We start from the raw sequence: 13794 nt of genomic DNA on the forward strand, positions 1-13794 counted from the left end.
GCTGGCGCGGGACGGCCCGGGCGCCCGCGAGGGAAGGGAGCACCTGGGTGTCGGCATCGACCAGGCGGACGCCACCGGCCGGGCTGCCGCCCGGGCGCACGGCCTCCAGCAGCCGGGTGGCCGCGAGGTCTCCGGGGGGCGCCTGTCCGGTCCAGGTGACGGTGGTGACCCGGCCCTTGCGGCGCGTCGCGCCGCCGGCCCCGACCCCGGCCAGCACCGGGACGGCGGAGGCGGGCACGACGACCTGCGGGGTGACCAGCGGACGGCGGATCAGGCCCTGGTTGGCGTACGGGTCGCCGAACGCGGCACCGGTGGACAGCAGTCCGGCCGGGGCCTCGATCAGCGGCGGCACCGGGGCGCCGAGCCGGAGGCGGAAGCTCGCCTGGGTGCTGCTGATCCGCCCCGGGTCCGACTCCACCTTCACGGTGTTGAGGCCGGGGCCCGCGTCTATCCCGGTGCTGCCGTCGCCGAACAGGGGGCGCCGAGGTGTTCTGGTGTCCACGCCCGTCTAACCGGGTGACGGGCGCTTAGGACACTCTCCCGGGTGGATGTCCGGCGCACACTTGAAGTGATCATGAAAAAAGCGATCGGGCCCGGTCGGGCCCGATCGCCTTCCACTCGGATTGCGGAGAATTAGGAAGATCGCCTGCGCTCGGCGACCCGGCCGTACTCAGCCTTCGAGCCTTCCGGGCACCCCGCCGTGCTCAGCTTCCGAGCCGTGCCGGGCACCCCGCCGTGCTCAGCGCTTGGCGCGCAGCCGGGCGGCCTCGTACAGCACGATGCCCGCCGCGACACCGGCGTTCAGCGACTCGGTCAGGCCGGACATCGGGATCCGGACCCGCATGTCGCAGGTCTCGGAGACCAGCCGCGACAGGCCCTTGCCCTCGCTGCCGGCGACGATGACCACCGGACCGGTCAGCAGCTCCAGGTCGCCGATCTCGGCCTCGCCGTCGGCGGCCAGGCCGACCACCATCAGGCCGGCCTTCTGGTAGGCCTCCAGGGCACGGGTCAGGTTGGTGGCCCGGGCGACGGACAGCCGGGCCGCGGCGCCGGAGGAGGTCTTCCAGGCACCCGCGGTCATGCCGGCCGCACGGCGCTCGGGGATGACCACGCCGTGCGCGCCGAAGGCGGCGGCCGAGCGGACCACGGCGCCCAGGTTGCGCGAGTCGGTCACCCCGTCCAGCGCGATGATCAACGCGTCCTGGCCGGAGTCGGCGGCCACCGCCAGCAGGTCCTCGGGGTGCGCGTACTCGTACGGCGGCACCTGGAGCACCAGGCCCTGGTGGTTGAGCCCGCCGGTCATCTGGTCCAGCTGCGGGCGCGGGGCCTCCATCAGCGGGATGCCGCGGTCGTTGGCGGCCTGGAAGGCCTCGCGGACCCGGTCGTCGGTGTCGATGAACTGCTGGACGTACAGCGTGTTGGCGGGCACGTCGCCCTTCAGGGCCTCGACCACCGAGTTGCGTCCGAAGACCAGTTCGGCGCTGCCCGCACCGCCGCGGCCACCGCGACCGCCGGCCCCGGACCGGCGCATGCCGGCCCGGGCCTTGGCGTCCCGCTCGCGCTTGATCGCGGCGTTGGCGGCCCGCTGCTTCGGGTGGCCCTTGCGCTCCTCGCCGGGCGGGGTCGGGCCCTTGCCTTGGAGCGCCTTCCGGCTGTGCCCGCCGGTACCGACAGCCGCACCCTTCTTCGATCCGGGGTTGCGACGGTTCCTGCGCTGGCTGTTGCCGGCCATGGCTGTACTTCCTGTCTGTCCGGCATGCCCCGGCCGCCCCGGTCTGTCCGGTGGCGGCCGACGGCATGCGCTACGTCATGAGGGAGGGCCGCACCGGTCCGGTACGGCCCACCCATCACCCCGATCGTCGGATGGGGTTACTGGCTGTTGATCGTCCAGCGCGGGCCGGACGGGGTGTCCTCGATCGCCAGCCCGGCCAGGCCGAGCTGGTCGCGGATGGCATCCGCGGTAGCGAAGTCCTTGCGCGCGCGCGCCGCCTGCCGCTGGTCCAGGACCAGACGGACCAGCGAGTCGACGACGCCGTGGAGGTCCTCGCCGCGCTCCGTCCCGGCCCAGTGCGGGTCGAGCGGGTCGAGGCCCAGTACTCCGAGCATCGCACGGACCTCGGCGAGTCGCGCCACCACGCTCTCCTTGTCGTCCGCGTTCAGGGCGCTGTTGCCCTGGCGGACGGCGGTGTGCACGACGGCCAGCGCCTGCGGGACGCCGAAGTCGTCGTCCATCGCCTCGGCGAAGGCCGGCGGCACCTCGGGCGCCGCGTCGACCGTGCCGCAGCGCTCGACGGCGCGCTGGATGAAGCCCTCGATCCGGCCGAAGCCGGCCTCGGCCTCGCGCAGCGACTCCTCGCTGTACTCGATCATCGAGCGGTAGTGCGGACCCGCCAGGTAGTAGCGGAGCACGATCGGCCGCCATGCCCTGACCATCTCAGAGACCAGCACCGAGTTGCCCAGCGACTTGCTCATCTTCTCGCCGGCCATGGTGACCCAGGCGTTGTGCACCCAGAAGCGGGCGAAGTCGTCGCCGTAGGCCTTGGACTGGGCGATCTCGTTCTCGTGGTGCGGGAAGATCAGGTCCAGCCCGCCGCCGTGGATGTCGAAGGCCGCGCCCAGGTACTTGTGGGCCATCGCCGAGCACTCCAGGTGCCAGCCGGGACGGCCGCGGCCCCACGGGGTCTCCCAGCTGGGCTCGCCCGGCTTGGCGGCCTTCCACATCGCGAAGTCGCGCTGGTCCCGCTTGCCGGTCTCGCCCTCGCCCTCGGGCTGGCGCAGGTCGTCCAGCTTCTGGTTGGAGAGCGCCAGGTAGTCGGGGTACGAGCGGACGTCGAAGTAGACGTTGCCGTCGGCCGCGTAGGCGTGGCCCTTGGAGATGAGCGCCTGCATCATCCCGATCATCTCGGGGATGTGCCCGGTGGCCCGCGGCTCGACGGTGGGCCGCAGGCAGCCGAGCGCGTCGTAGCCGTCGTTGAAGGCCCGCTCGTTCTCGTAGGCGATCTGCCACCACGGCGTGCCGAGCTCGCGCTCCTTGGTGATGATCTTGTCGTCGATGTCGGTGACGTTCCGGGCGAAGGTCACCTGGTAGCCGCGGTAGGCGAACCACCGCTGCATGAGGTCGAAGTTCAGGTACGACCGGATGTGCCCGATGTGTGGCGCCGACTGGACGGTAGCGCCGCACAGGTAGATCGAGACACAACCCGGTACAAGCGGGACGAAGTCGCGTACCTGGCGGGTGCTGGTGTCGTACAGACGAATGCTCACAGCGTCAAGCGTAGTGGGCACAGGGGGGTGCCCCGCCACATTCCCCGGGACAACAGGGGCGCGGCCCCGGGGAACGGCGGGTGAAGGGAGGGGGTCAGATGTTGCCGACCACCTTGCGCGGGGAGATCCGGACGACCACCCGGACGTCCTCCGGGCCGTCGAAGCCGTAGTCCTTGCCCATGTACTTGTGGGACAGCTCGTCGATCAGCTCCCGCCCGCCCTCGGTGGTCAGCGTGGCCTCACCCCGCGCCTCGAAGTACTCGTACGGGTTGTCCTTCGAGTTGATGACGAGCGACACCCGGGGGTCCCTGACCAGGTTGAGGTGCTTGCGGCGGCCCTCGACGGTGGAGAACAGGATGTCGTCGCCGTCCCGCTTCACCCAGACCACCGAAGCCTGCGGGCTCCCGTCGGGCTGGATCGTGGAGACCACGGCGAAGCTCGTGCTGTCGAGCAGTTCCTTGACCTTGTCGGCGAGTCCGACACCCATCGGAAACCTCTTCTCGTCGGCGGTGCGGCCCGAGCGGAAGCCCCGTACGGGCCCGAGCCGAACACTAGCGACTCGGGCCCCCGGAACACCCGGTGAACACCCGTCAGCGGCGGATTGTTCCCGCCCGCTCACCGCGACCGGCTCAACGCCGCTCGTACACCAGGGCGGTGGCGATCGCTGCCAGGCCCTCGGCCCGGCCGGTCAGGCCCAGCCCGTCGGTGGTGGTGCCGGAGACGGACACCGGGGCGCCGGCCGCCTCCGACAGCGCGGCCTGGGCCTCGACCCGCCGCTTGCCGATCTTCGGCCGCACGCCGATCACCTGGATCGCGACGTTGCCGATCTCGAAGCCCGCCTCGCGGACCAGCCGCGCCGCCTCGCCGAGCAGCTTCACCCCGGACGCACCGGCCCACTCCGGGCGGTCGGTGCCGAAGTGGGCGCCCAGGTCGCCGATCCCGGCGGCCGAGAACAGCGCGTCGCAGGCGGCGTGCGCGGCGACGTCGGCGTCCGAGTGCCCGGAGAGGCCGTCCCCGGCGTCCGGCCACTCCAGCCCGGCCACCCAGAGCGGGCGGCCGGCCTCGAAGGCGTGCACGTCGGTGCCGATCCCGACCCGGGGAACGGGCGGAGTCTGCGTCTCAGTAGGCATCGGCGGCCCTCCGGCGGGCGAGTACGGCCTCGGCGAGCACGAGGTCCAGTGGACGGGTGACCTTGAACGCCTCCTCGTGGCCGGGCACCACGACGACCCGGCCGCCGTAGCGCTCCACCAGGCCCGCGTCGTCGGTGACCGGCGGCGCGTCGGCGGTGCCCGCGCTCTCCTCGGCCAGCGCCTTGGCGTGCACCCCGACCAGGGTGGCGCGGTCGAAGCCCTGCGGGGTCTGCACGGCGCGCAGGGTGGCGCGCTCGGGCGTGTCGAGCACCGGCTCGGGGCGGCCCGGGTTCGGCTCGACCCGCTTCACGGTGTCGGCCAGCGGCACGGCGGGCACGACGGCCCGCGCCCCGGCCCGGACGGCGGCCGCGACGGCGTCCACCACCTCGACCGGGACCAGCGGGCGGGCCGCGTCGTGCACCAGCACGATCCCGACCTCCTCCGGGATCACGGCCAGGCCCAGCCGGACCGACTCCTGGCGGGTCGCCCCGCCGGCCACCACCCGGACGTCCTTGCCGTCCAGCCCGTGGCTGTCCAGCAGGGCGACCACCTCGGCCACCCCGTCGGCGGGTGCGGCGACCACGACCAGGCCAACCGCCCGGCTGCGGGCCAGGGCCCGGACGGCGTGCACCAGGAGCGGCACACCGCCCAGTTCCCGCAGGGCCTTCGGGGCCCCCGGCCCCAGCCGCTCACCCCGGCCGGCGGCGGGCACCACTGCTGCTGCGACTGCTGCTGACGCGTTCAGGTTTCACTCCTTCGGCGAAGTGGGTATGGCCATGGCGTGCCCGGCGGGCGCACCGGACCCCTTCCGAAGAACCACGGTCCACCGCCCGCCGCACGGTTCCGCGGGCTCCGCGCAAGCGGGTGCGGAAACGGTCTTGCAGGCCTGGACCGAGTCGGGTGGGTGGTGTGCTCCGGACACGCCTCAGCGCCCGGAGTGCCAGTGCACCACTCCCGGACGGTCGGTCCGGGGAGCGGCGCGTCGGCACCGGGCGCTGTGAACGTCGGGCGGCAGCCCGACCGCACTGCGGTGGCGCGCGCTACGAGGCGAGGACCTCGTCGAGCAGCGTCTCCGCCTTGTCCTCGTTGGTGTTCTCCGCCAGCGCGAGCTCGCTGACGAGGATCTGGCGCGCCTTCGCGAGCATCCGCTTCTCGCCGGCCGAGAGACCGCGCTCGCGCTCGCGGCGCCACAGGTCGCGGACGACCTCGGCGACCTTGATGACGTCGCCCGAGGCGAGCTTCTCCAGGTTCGCCTTGTAGCGACGGGACCAGTTGGTCGGCTCTTCCGTGTACGGTGCGCGCAGCACCTCGAAGACCCGGTCCAGACCCTCCTGGCCGACCACATCGCGCACGCCGACGAACTCCGCGTTCTCGGCGGGCACGCGGAGCGTCAGGTCTCCCTGCTGCACCTTGAGCACCAGGTAGGTCTTGTCCACACCTTTGATCTGGCGAGTTTCGATGGCCTCGATCAGCGCGGCCCCGTGATGGGGGTAGACCACCGTGTCGCCAACCTTGAACGTCATGTGACAGGACCCCTTCCGTGGCTTTCCAGAATAACACGCTTCTCGGCGCACCCGAAGGGCGTTTTCGCAGGTCAGGGCCGGTCTCGGGGCTTGACAAGGACCCCCATGACGTGCTGCGACCGATGTTCGAGAGGGGCTTCCCGCAGGTCGGAGGCGGTTCCGGGGTTCGGCGAAACCCTTGCGCAACACCCCCGCAACCATGGTTGGATCTTGAGCTTTCACCCCTTTTCAGGTCGCGGCCGAATCGTTATTCGATCTTGGTCGAACCTTGTCCGTCGAGTGACCCGGACATGCCGAACACGCCGCCGCCCGTACCGCCGGACGGCCCCCGGCGACCCCCGGGAGTGCGACACGGGGACCACCCCGTGAGGAGCCCATAAGTGAGGTCGATAATCTGAGACCTGACCTACCGACACGTGACCTAGGAGAAGCCGCCGCCGTGAGCCGCACTCTTCGACGCGGCAGCATCGCCGCCATCGCCGCCATCGCCATCGCCTCGCTGTCCTCCTGCGCCGCCGGCAACACGCCGGAAACCTTGCAGGTCAAGCCCGACAACGCGGCGGCGACCCTCGGAGCGAACCTCCGGCTGAACAACATCGTGGTCGTCACCGGAGTGGGCACCGCGGGTGACTACACCGGTGCCGCCAACGTGGTCGTCAACATCGCGAACACCGCGACCACCCCGGCCGAGCTCCAGTCCGTCACCGTCGGCGGTGCCGCTGCCACCTTCGCGGACGCCGCCGGCGCCCCGCTGTCCACCATCGTCGTCCCGGCCGGCGGCTCCGTGGCCATCGGCGGCCAGGGCAACCCGTCCGCCTCCGTCACCTCGGCGAAGGTCCACGTCGGCGGCTTCGCCCCGACCGCGTTCGCCTTCAAGGACGGCCAGAAGGTCGAGGCGGAGGCCGCCGTGAACCCGGACGCGGGCGAGCACGGCCTCGGTCTGTACAAGGGCTTCGGGCCGACCCCCGCGCCGACCGCCACCCCCGCCAAGACCACCACCCCCGCGACCGCCCCGACCACCGGTGCCGCCGTCCCCGGCGCTCCGGCCACCGGGGTCCCGGCCGGCACCGCCACCACGCCGGCCGTCCCGGCCGCGCACTGACGACCCACCCCGCCCCCCGGCGGGCCCGCACGGGCCCGCCGGAGCGACGCGAAGGCCCCCGCCGGCAGCCGGCGGGGGCCTTCCGCGTGATCGGGACGGTTTACGGCTCGAACTTGTAGCCCAGGCCTCGGACCGTGACCAGGTAGCGCGGCGCGCCCGGGTCCGGCTCGATCTTGGCCCGCAGGCGCTTCACGTGGACGTCCAGGGTCTTGGTGTCGCCGACGTAGTCCGCGCCCCACACCCGGTCGATCAGCTGCATCCGGGTGAGCACCCGGCCCGCGTTGCGCAGCAGCATCTCCAGCAGGTCGAACTCCTTGAGCGGCAGGTCGACCTTGGCGCCGTCCACGGTCACCACGTGGCGGTCCACGTCCATCCGGACCGGGCCGGCCTCCAGGGCGCCCGGGCCGCTGCCGTTGTCGCCCGCGCCGCCGTCCTCGCCGCGGCGGCGCAGCACCGCGCGGATCCGGGCGACCAGCTCACGGGTGGAGTACGGCTTGGTGACGTAGTCGTCAGCGCCTATCTCCAGACCGACGACCTTGTCGATCTCGCTGTCCTTCGCGGTCACCATGATCACCGGGACGTTGGAACGCACCCGGAGCTGGCGGCAGACCTCGGTGCCGGGCAGGCCCGGCAGCATCAGGTCGAGCAGGACGAGGTCGGCGCCGTTGCGTTCGAACTGCTCCAGGGCGTCGGGGCCGGTGGCGGCGACCGCCACCTCGAAGCCCTCCTTGCGGAGCATGTACGAGAGGGCGTCGCTGAACGACTCCTCGTCCTCGACCACCAGTACTCGGGTCACGATCAGGCCTCCGGGGCAAGCTGAGGGGTTGTGTCTGACAGGTGTTGTTCCCGTTCCCCGGCGGGGAACGGACGGGCCGTGCGGTCCGTGGTGAGGGTTCGGGGAGCGGCGGCGGGTCGTCCGGCGGAGTCGCCGTCCGGCTCGTGGTCCGGCACGTGGTCCGGCTCGTCGTCGAACACGTCGTCGGGATCGCCGTCCACGGGGGCCTGCCCGGCGGGCAGGCGGATGGTGAAGGTCGAACCCTGGCCCTCGACGCTCCACACCGAGACGGTGCCGCCGTGCGAGGCCGCGACGTGCTTGACGATGGACAGGCCCAGGCCGGTGCCGCCGGTCGCCCGGGAGCGGGCGGGGTCGACGCGGTAGAACCGCTCGAAGACCCGCTCGCGGTCCTTCTCGGAGATACCGATGCCCTGGTCGGTGACCGAGATCTCGATGAGCTCGCCGTCCGCCTCCCCGAGCGCCGCGGCGCTGGAGATCCGGCGGGTGGCGATGGCCACCCGGGTGCGGGGCGGGCTGTAGTTGACGGCGTTCTCGACCAGGTTGCCGAGTGCCGCGGCCAGCTGGCCGCGGTTGCCGTGCAGGTAGAGGCCGGCGATGCCGCCCGCCGCGATCAGGATCTGCTTGGCGGCGGCCTGCTGGCGGCAGCGGTCGATCGCCTCGGCGATCAGCTCGTCCACCGCCACCGGCTCCGGGTCGACCATCAGCCGGTCGTCCTGGACCCTGGAGAGGTCGATGATCTCCTGGACCAGGCTGGCCAGCCGGGTCGCCTCGACCTGCATCCGGCCGGCGAAGCGCTGCACCGCCTCCGGGTCGTCGGACGCGTCGGCGACCGCCTCGGAGAGCAGCGACAGCGCGCCGACCGGGGTCTTGAGCTCGTGGCTCACGTTGGCCACGAAGTCCCGGCGGACGGCCTCCACCCGGCGTCGCTCGGTCTGGTCCTCGACCAGCACCAGCACCAGCCGGGAGCCCAGCGGGGCCACCCGGACGGAGACCGCGAGCGGCTCCGCCGCGCGGGCCGCGCCCGGCCTGGGCACCTCCAGCTCGACCTGGCGGATCTCGCCGTCCCTGCGGGTGGCGCGCGCCAGGGCGAGCATCTGGTCCACGGCGACGGCGCCACCGCGCACCAGGCCCATCGCGTACGCCGCCGAGCTGGCCTTGACCACCTCGTCGCCCTCGCCCAGCACGATCGCGCAGGAGCGGAGCACCGAGAGCACGGTGTCGACCCCGGGCGGCAGCGGCGGCTCGGGGTGGCCGGTGCCCAGGGACTGGTACCGGCCGGGGTTTCTGCCGCCGGTTCCGCTGTACCTGCCCCGGGCCTGTTCGCGCTCGCTCCAACGGAAGGCGATGGAGGCGGTGAGGCCGACGCCGAGCCCGGCTATGGCGCAGGCAGCGGCGGCGGCCACGTTCACGTCCATGTGGCCAGCGTAAGCGTACGGCCAGGGCAGTCCCCATGCACTGGGTCAAGGCATCGACCGTACGTTGCCGAGAATTCACCTTCACGTTGTGGCCGATTCACCGTAGCGGCCGTGCACCGTCGCCCTGGCGTCGGAAAGTTGGCCGGGCAGCCCGTGTGGGAGAGATCGGTGTGCCGAACGGCGGTCACCGGCTCGGGTGTGCGCGTACGATGCGCGCCACCAGCAGCGGTCACCCGGACGCCGGAACGATGGTCGGACGGGCTGACCGGTCGGCACCGCCACCGACACAGCTACTGAGGAGAGAACATGCGCGACGCGTACCACGAGGAACTCGATGCGATCGGCGACAGCCTGGTCGAGATGGCCCGGCTGGTCGGCTCTGCACTGGGCCGCGCCACCACCGCCCTCCTCGACGCGGACCTGGCGCTGGCGGAGAGCGTGATCGCCGCCGACGCCAAGATCAACGAGCTGCACCACGAGCTGGAGAACCGGGCCATCGACCTGCTGGCCCGCCAGCAGCCGGTCGCCACCGACCTGCGCATCGTCGTCACCTCGCTGCGGATGAGCGCCGACCTGGAGCGCTGTGGCGACCTCGCCCGGCACGTCGCCAAGGTCGCGCGGATGCGCTACCCCGACACCGCGGTGCCGGGCGACCTGCACTCCACCGTCCTGGAGATGGGCCAGCTCGCCCAGCGCCTGGTGGCCAAGGCCGGCCTGGTCATCGCCACCAAGGACGTCGACAAGGCGCTGGAGATGGAGCAGGACGACGACGCGATCGACACCCTGCACCGCGAGCTGCTGTCGCACCTGATCGACGAGCGCTGGCACCACGGCATCGAGACCGCCGTCGACCTCACCCTGGTCGGCCGCTACTACGAGCGCTTCGCGGACCACGCGGTGTCGGTCGCCAAGCGCGTGGTGTACCTGGTGACGGGCGAGCACGTGGCCGAGTTCGTGGCCGCCACCGAGGCCGCCGAGGCGGCGCCGGTCGACTGACCGCCGGGGCCGGACCGGTGCCGGCGGGCCCATCGGTCCCGCCGGGGCCGGTCCCGGCTCACCCCGGGGGGGTGAGTAAACCCGCGACGAGGGTGGTGTGGGCGCACGGGCTACCGTGCGCCCCACCACTGCGCGCCCGTTGACGCTCCGTCCGTTCGGCGGTTTCACTCGACAGTGGGGGCACAGGACTGTGCCCGTCACTAGGAGGGAAGCTCGATGAAGGCCAACTCGACCCGACCGGCGACCGCCCACGAAACCGTCGAGCCACTCGCCCCGAAGCTGCTTCCCGTCCTCGCGGCCGGCTGCGGCTGCGGCCCCGGCTGCGGCTGCGGCTGCCAGTCCGGCGCGCCCTGCCAGTGCGGCGGCGCGGACGGCGGCTGCTGCGGCGGCCACTGAGCGGCCCGCCACCCGAGGAGTCCCCGAGGTGCACGGCCCGCCGACGGCCGTGCACCTCGTGCGTTCCCGCGTGCGTTCCCGGGTGCGTTCCCGGGTGCGCTCCCGGGCGCGTTCCCGCGTGCGTCAGAACCGGACGTCGGAGCAGGAGTAGAAGGCGTTCGCGGTGTCGGAGATGTTCCAGACCGACACGATCACGTGGTGGCCGGTGCGCCCGCCGGGGACGGTCGCGGTGTGGCTGAGCGAGCCGGGCACCTGCTGCCCCCCGTACGGGACGGTCAGGAAGGGCGTCAGCTCCAGGTCGGACCGAGTGACCGGCCGGCTCGCGTCGTAGCCCGGCTTGGTCATGTAGTACCGGAAGTCGGCGGTCGCGTGCCGGGCGGTGAACCGCCAGGTGAAGGTCAGCTGCTGGCCCGCCGACACCTGCGTGGTCGGCCAGGCGCCACCGTGCGGGTCGTCCAGTTCGGCGAAGCGCGCGTTGCCGCCGGCACAGATGGTGCCGTCCGAGGGGCCCAGGGCCGGGAAGCCCTTCGAGCCCTCGACGCTCTGCGGTTCCCACTGGATGTCGCCGCAGTCCCAGGCGACGCCGTGGGTGTGCACGTCGCAGAGCGCGGCCCGGCTGGGCGGAGTCGTGATGTAGCCGTGAGAGGCGGCCGGGAAGGCCAGGGTCAGCGGGATCGCCAGGGCGGCGACGACCGCCCCGACGACGTGGCGTGTGCGCATGGTGCTCCTCCGTGGGGGTGGATGGAGTGTGCGCCGGGGCGCAGACGCGCGCGCGTGGGGGTGCGGCGGCCCGGACGGGGAGTTCCTGGCATGCCTGCGCCAGTCCGGTGCCCTCACGGTAGGAGCCGCCGATTGAGCCGTCAATGGTCTGAACCATTTTCCCGCCTACCCAACTCCAGTGCCGAGCAAGCGGGTTGACTCCGAACCGACCGAAAACGAACGAAGGCCCCGCCACCCGGCAAGGCCGGGCGGCGGAGCCTCGTCGGCAAGTGGCTTACTTCTTGCCCTGGTTCTTGACCGCCTCGATGGCCGACGCGGCGGCGTCCGGGTCGAGGTAGCGGCCGCCCTGGGCGACGGGCTTGAAGTCGGCGTCCAGCTCGTAGACCAGCGGGATGCCGGTCGGGATGTTCAGACCGGCGATGGCCTCGTCGGAGACGCCGTCGAGGTGCTTGACCAGCGCGCGCAGGCTGTTGCCGTGGGCGGTGACCAGGACGGTCCGGCCGGCGGCCAGGTCCGGGACGATGGCGTCGTACCAGTACGGGAGCATCCGCTCGACGACGTCCTTCAGGCACTCGGTGCGCGGACGCAGCTCGCTCGGGATCTCGGCGTAACGGGCGTCATCGGCCTGCGAGTACTCGGCGTCGTCGGCCAGCACCGGCGGCGGGGTGTCGTACGAGCGGCGCCACAGCTGGAACTGCTCCTCGCCGAACTCGGCCAGGGTCTGGGCCTTGTCCTTGCCCTGGAGCGCGCCGTAGTGGCGCTCGTTCAGCCGCCAGCTGCGGTTGACCGGGATCCAGTGCCGGTCGGCCTTGTCCAGGGCGATCTGGGAGGTGCGGATGGCGCGGCGCAGAAGCGAGGTGTGCACCACGTCGGGGAGCAGACCCTCGGCGGCCAGGAGCTCGCCACCGCGGGCGGCCTCCTTCTCGCCCTTCTCGTTGAGGTCGACATCGACCCAACCGGTGAACAGGTTCTTCTGGTTCCACTGGCTCTCGCCGTGGCGGAGCAGGATGAGTCGGTACGTCGTGTCAGCCATGGCCCCCAGCTTAGTGGGGGCCGGAAAACCCCTGGTGGGGACCTTCGGCCGATGTGTAATGTGTGCTCCGCGCATCTGACACTTACCTGCGTTGGCTGACCGGGCCTGCCGCACCGCTCAGCGGACGCCTGCCTCCGGGAGCCCCCACATGCTCGTCGCCCTGGCCTCCAATCCCCGGCTCCGAAGACTCGTCCAGGAGACGGTGGGCGGGCTGCCGCGGCAGTTCTGGTGGCTCTGGGTCAGCACCCTGGTGAACAAGCTCGGCGCATTCGTCGTCACTTTTCTGGCGTTGTACCTGACCGTCGACCGGGGGTACTCGGCCTCCTACGCGGGCCTGGTGGCCTCGCTGTTCGGCCTCGGCTCGGCCGTCGCGGCGATCGGCGCGGGCGTGCTGGCCGACCGGATCGGCCGCCGTCCCACGCTGGTCGCCGCCCAGCTCGGCACCGCGCTGTCCACCGCCGTGCTGGGCTTCGCGGACGGCCAGGTGGCGATCGCCGTGGTGGTCTTCTTCGTGGGCCTGTGCAGCAACGCGACCCGGCCGCCCACCTCGGCGATCATCGCCGACCTGGTGCCGGCCGAGGACCGGGTCCGCGCGTACTCGCTGAACTACTGGGCGATCAACATCGGCTTCGGCCTCTCCGCCGCCGCGGCCGGTCTGATCGCCACCCACGGCTATCTGACGCTCTTCCTGCTGGACGCGTTCTCCACCCTGGTCTGCGCGGTGGTGATCTTCGTCCGGATCCCGGAGACCAGGCCCCAGCTCCCGCCCGGCCACCCGGCCGGCTCCGCCGAACCGCCGGTCAGCCTGCTCTCGGTGTTCCGGGACGCCCCGTTCATGGCGTTGGTCGGGCTGACCCTGCTGCTCGCGCTGGTCTTCCAGCAGGGCAGCACCACGCTGGCCGTGGACATGGGCGCCTCCGGGATCACCTCCACCCAGTACGGCCTGGTCATCGGCCTGAACGGGCTGCTGATCGTGGTCCTCCAGATCCCGCTCACCCGGTGGATGGAGGGCCGCTCGCGCACCGGGCTGCTGGTCGCCAGCTGTCTGCTCACCGGCTGGGGCTTCGGACTGGCCGCGCTGGCCGGGTCCTCGGCCTGGCTGTTCGCACTCTCGGTGGCGGTCTGGACGGTCGGCGAGATCCTGAACACGCCGGTGATGATGGGCATGGTCGCCGAGCTGGCGCCGACCCACGGGCGCGGCCGCTACCAGGGCGTGCACAGCCTCTCCTGGTCGCTCGCCTCGTTCCTCGGCCCGGCCGGCGGCGGGCTGCTGCTCCAGCACGCCGGGCCCGTGGTCCTCTGGACGGTCTGCGGGGCGGTCGGGACGGTCACTGCGCTCGGGTACGTCACGCTGGCCCGCCGCACCGGTGCGGTGGGGCGGCGCGAGGCCGTGGTGGCGGAGGTCCTCGCGCCCGCGGC

14 protein-coding genes and 1 pseudogene are annotated in these 13794 nt (G+C 72.3%); 4 read left to right on the forward strand and 11 right to left on the reverse strand.

The genetic code is table 11. The annotated features are described in order from the left end of the window. From BU198_RS10685 to BU198_RS10715, 7 genes and pseudogenes are all read right to left on the reverse strand, one after another. Positions 1-502: pseudogene (locus BU198_RS10685) on the reverse strand (hypothetical protein); the annotation flags it as partial. A gap of 237 nt (positions 503-739) precedes the next feature. Then, positions 740-1732, reverse strand: a complete 993-nt coding sequence (gene rlmB, locus BU198_RS10690) for a 23S rRNA (guanosine(2251)-2'-O)-methyltransferase RlmB (protein WP_188296597.1) — start codon at positions 1730-1732, stop codon at positions 740-742. 137 nt (positions 1733-1869) lie between these two features. Next, positions 1870-3264 (reverse strand): cysteine--tRNA ligase, encoded by a 1395-nt coding sequence (gene cysS / locus BU198_RS10695; RefSeq protein WP_188296598.1) that lies wholly within the window; start codon positions 3262-3264, stop codon positions 1870-1872. A gap of 94 nt (positions 3265-3358) precedes the next feature. Beyond that, positions 3359-3751: a PPOX class F420-dependent oxidoreductase gene (locus BU198_RS10700; protein WP_188296599.1), complete on the reverse strand. Its 393-nt coding sequence runs from the start codon at positions 3749-3751 to the stop codon at positions 3359-3361. A gap of 142 nt (positions 3752-3893) precedes the next feature. Then, the gene (ispF, locus tag BU198_RS10705) at positions 3894-4394 is read right to left on the reverse strand and encodes a 2-C-methyl-D-erythritol 2,4-cyclodiphosphate synthase (protein ID WP_188296600.1); all 501 of its coding nucleotides are present in this window, start codon (positions 4392-4394) and stop codon (positions 3894-3896) included. Then, on the reverse strand, positions 4384-5139 hold the full coding sequence (gene ispD / locus BU198_RS10710; RefSeq protein ID WP_223244224.1) for a 2-C-methyl-D-erythritol 4-phosphate cytidylyltransferase: 756 nt from the start codon (positions 5137-5139) through the stop codon (positions 4384-4386). Before ispD ends, ispF begins: the two co-directional genes overlap by 11 nt. Positions 5140-5434: 295 nt before the next feature. After that, on the reverse strand, positions 5435-5917 hold the full coding sequence (locus BU198_RS10715) for a CarD family transcriptional regulator (RefSeq protein ID WP_014136563.1): 483 nt from the start codon (positions 5915-5917) through the stop codon (positions 5435-5437). Between the two features lie 439 nt (positions 5918-6356). Between BU198_RS10715 and BU198_RS10720 the strand changes: the two genes are divergently transcribed. Next, positions 6357-7019 (forward strand): DUF461 domain-containing protein, encoded by a 663-nt coding sequence (locus BU198_RS10720; protein ID WP_188296602.1) that lies wholly within the window; start codon positions 6357-6359, stop codon positions 7017-7019. Between the two features lie 100 nt (positions 7020-7119). Here the strand turns inward: BU198_RS10720 and BU198_RS10725 are convergent, their stop codons facing one another. After that, entirely contained in the window at positions 7120-7815 is a 696-nt protein-coding gene (locus tag BU198_RS10725) for a response regulator (RefSeq protein ID WP_188296603.1), read from the reverse strand. A 2-nt stretch (positions 7816-7817) separates the two neighbouring features. Beyond that, on the reverse strand, positions 7818-9230 hold the full coding sequence (locus BU198_RS10730) for a sensor histidine kinase (protein WP_223244222.1): 1413 nt from the start codon (positions 9228-9230) through the stop codon (positions 7818-7820). 306 nt (positions 9231-9536) lie between these two features. On the opposite strand from BU198_RS10730, the gene phoU reads away from it, so the two are divergent. Together phoU and BU198_RS10740 are read left to right on the forward strand one after the other, a co-directional pair. Then, the gene (phoU, locus tag BU198_RS10735) at positions 9537-10226 is read left to right on the forward strand and encodes a phosphate signaling complex protein PhoU (RefSeq protein ID WP_188296604.1); all 690 of its coding nucleotides are present in this window, start codon (positions 9537-9539) and stop codon (positions 10224-10226) included. Between the two features lie 216 nt (positions 10227-10442). Then, entirely contained in the window at positions 10443-10622 is a 180-nt protein-coding gene (locus BU198_RS10740) for a hypothetical protein (protein WP_188296605.1), read from the forward strand. Positions 10623-10745: 123 nt separating this feature from the next. Here BU198_RS10740 and BU198_RS10745 read toward each other — a convergent pair whose 3' ends face one another. Further along, entirely contained in the window at positions 10746-11342 is a 597-nt protein-coding gene (locus tag BU198_RS10745; RefSeq protein ID WP_188296606.1) for a lytic polysaccharide monooxygenase, read from the reverse strand. Positions 11343-11616: 274 nt separating this feature from the next. After that, positions 11617-12375: a phosphoglyceromutase gene (locus tag BU198_RS10750; protein ID WP_188296607.1), complete on the reverse strand. Its 759-nt coding sequence runs from the start codon at positions 12373-12375 to the stop codon at positions 11617-11619. 148 nt (positions 12376-12523) lie between these two features. On the opposite strand from BU198_RS10750, the gene BU198_RS10755 reads away from it, so the two are divergent. Further along, positions 12524-13794, forward strand: a 1271-nt coding sequence (locus tag BU198_RS10755) for an MDR family MFS transporter (protein WP_188296608.1), incomplete at its 3' end; no start/stop codon positions are given.

This window comes from Streptomyces sp. CBMA156 (assembly GCF_014596515.1).
In the GTDB taxonomy this organism is placed as follows: Bacteria; Actinomycetota; Actinomycetes; order Streptomycetales; family Streptomycetaceae; genus Kitasatospora.

Bases quoted from the DNA above. Each gene is read 5' to 3' on its own strand.
- rlmB (WP_188296597.1), bottom strand. From the start codon at position 1,732: ATGGCCGGCAACAGCCAGCGCAGGAACCGTCGCAACCCCGGATCGAAG.
- BU198_RS10700 (WP_188296599.1), bottom strand. From the start codon at position 3,751: ATGGGTGTCGGACTCGCCGACAAGGTCAAGGAACTGCTCGACAGCACG.
- ispF (WP_188296600.1), bottom strand. From the start codon at position 4,394: ATGCCTACTGAGACGCAGACTCCGCCCGTTCCCCGGGTCGGGATCGGC.
- BU198_RS10715 (WP_014136563.1), bottom strand. From the start codon at position 5,917: ATGACGTTCAAGGTTGGCGACACGGTGGTCTACCCCCATCACGGGGCC.
- BU198_RS10730 (WP_223244222.1), bottom strand. From the start codon at position 9,230: ATGGACGTGAACGTGGCCGCCGCCGCTGCCTGCGCCATAGCCGGGCTC.
- phoU (WP_188296604.1), top strand. From the start codon at position 9,537: ATGCGCGACGCGTACCACGAGGAACTCGATGCGATCGGCGACAGCCTG.
- BU198_RS10740 (WP_188296605.1), top strand. From the start codon at position 10,443: ATGAAGGCCAACTCGACCCGACCGGCGACCGCCCACGAAACCGTCGAG.
- BU198_RS10745 (WP_188296606.1), bottom strand. From the start codon at position 11,342: ATGCGCACACGCCACGTCGTCGGGGCGGTCGTCGCCGCCCTGGCGATC.
- BU198_RS10750 (WP_188296607.1), bottom strand. From the start codon at position 12,375: ATGGCTGACACGACGTACCGACTCATCCTGCTCCGCCACGGCGAGAGC.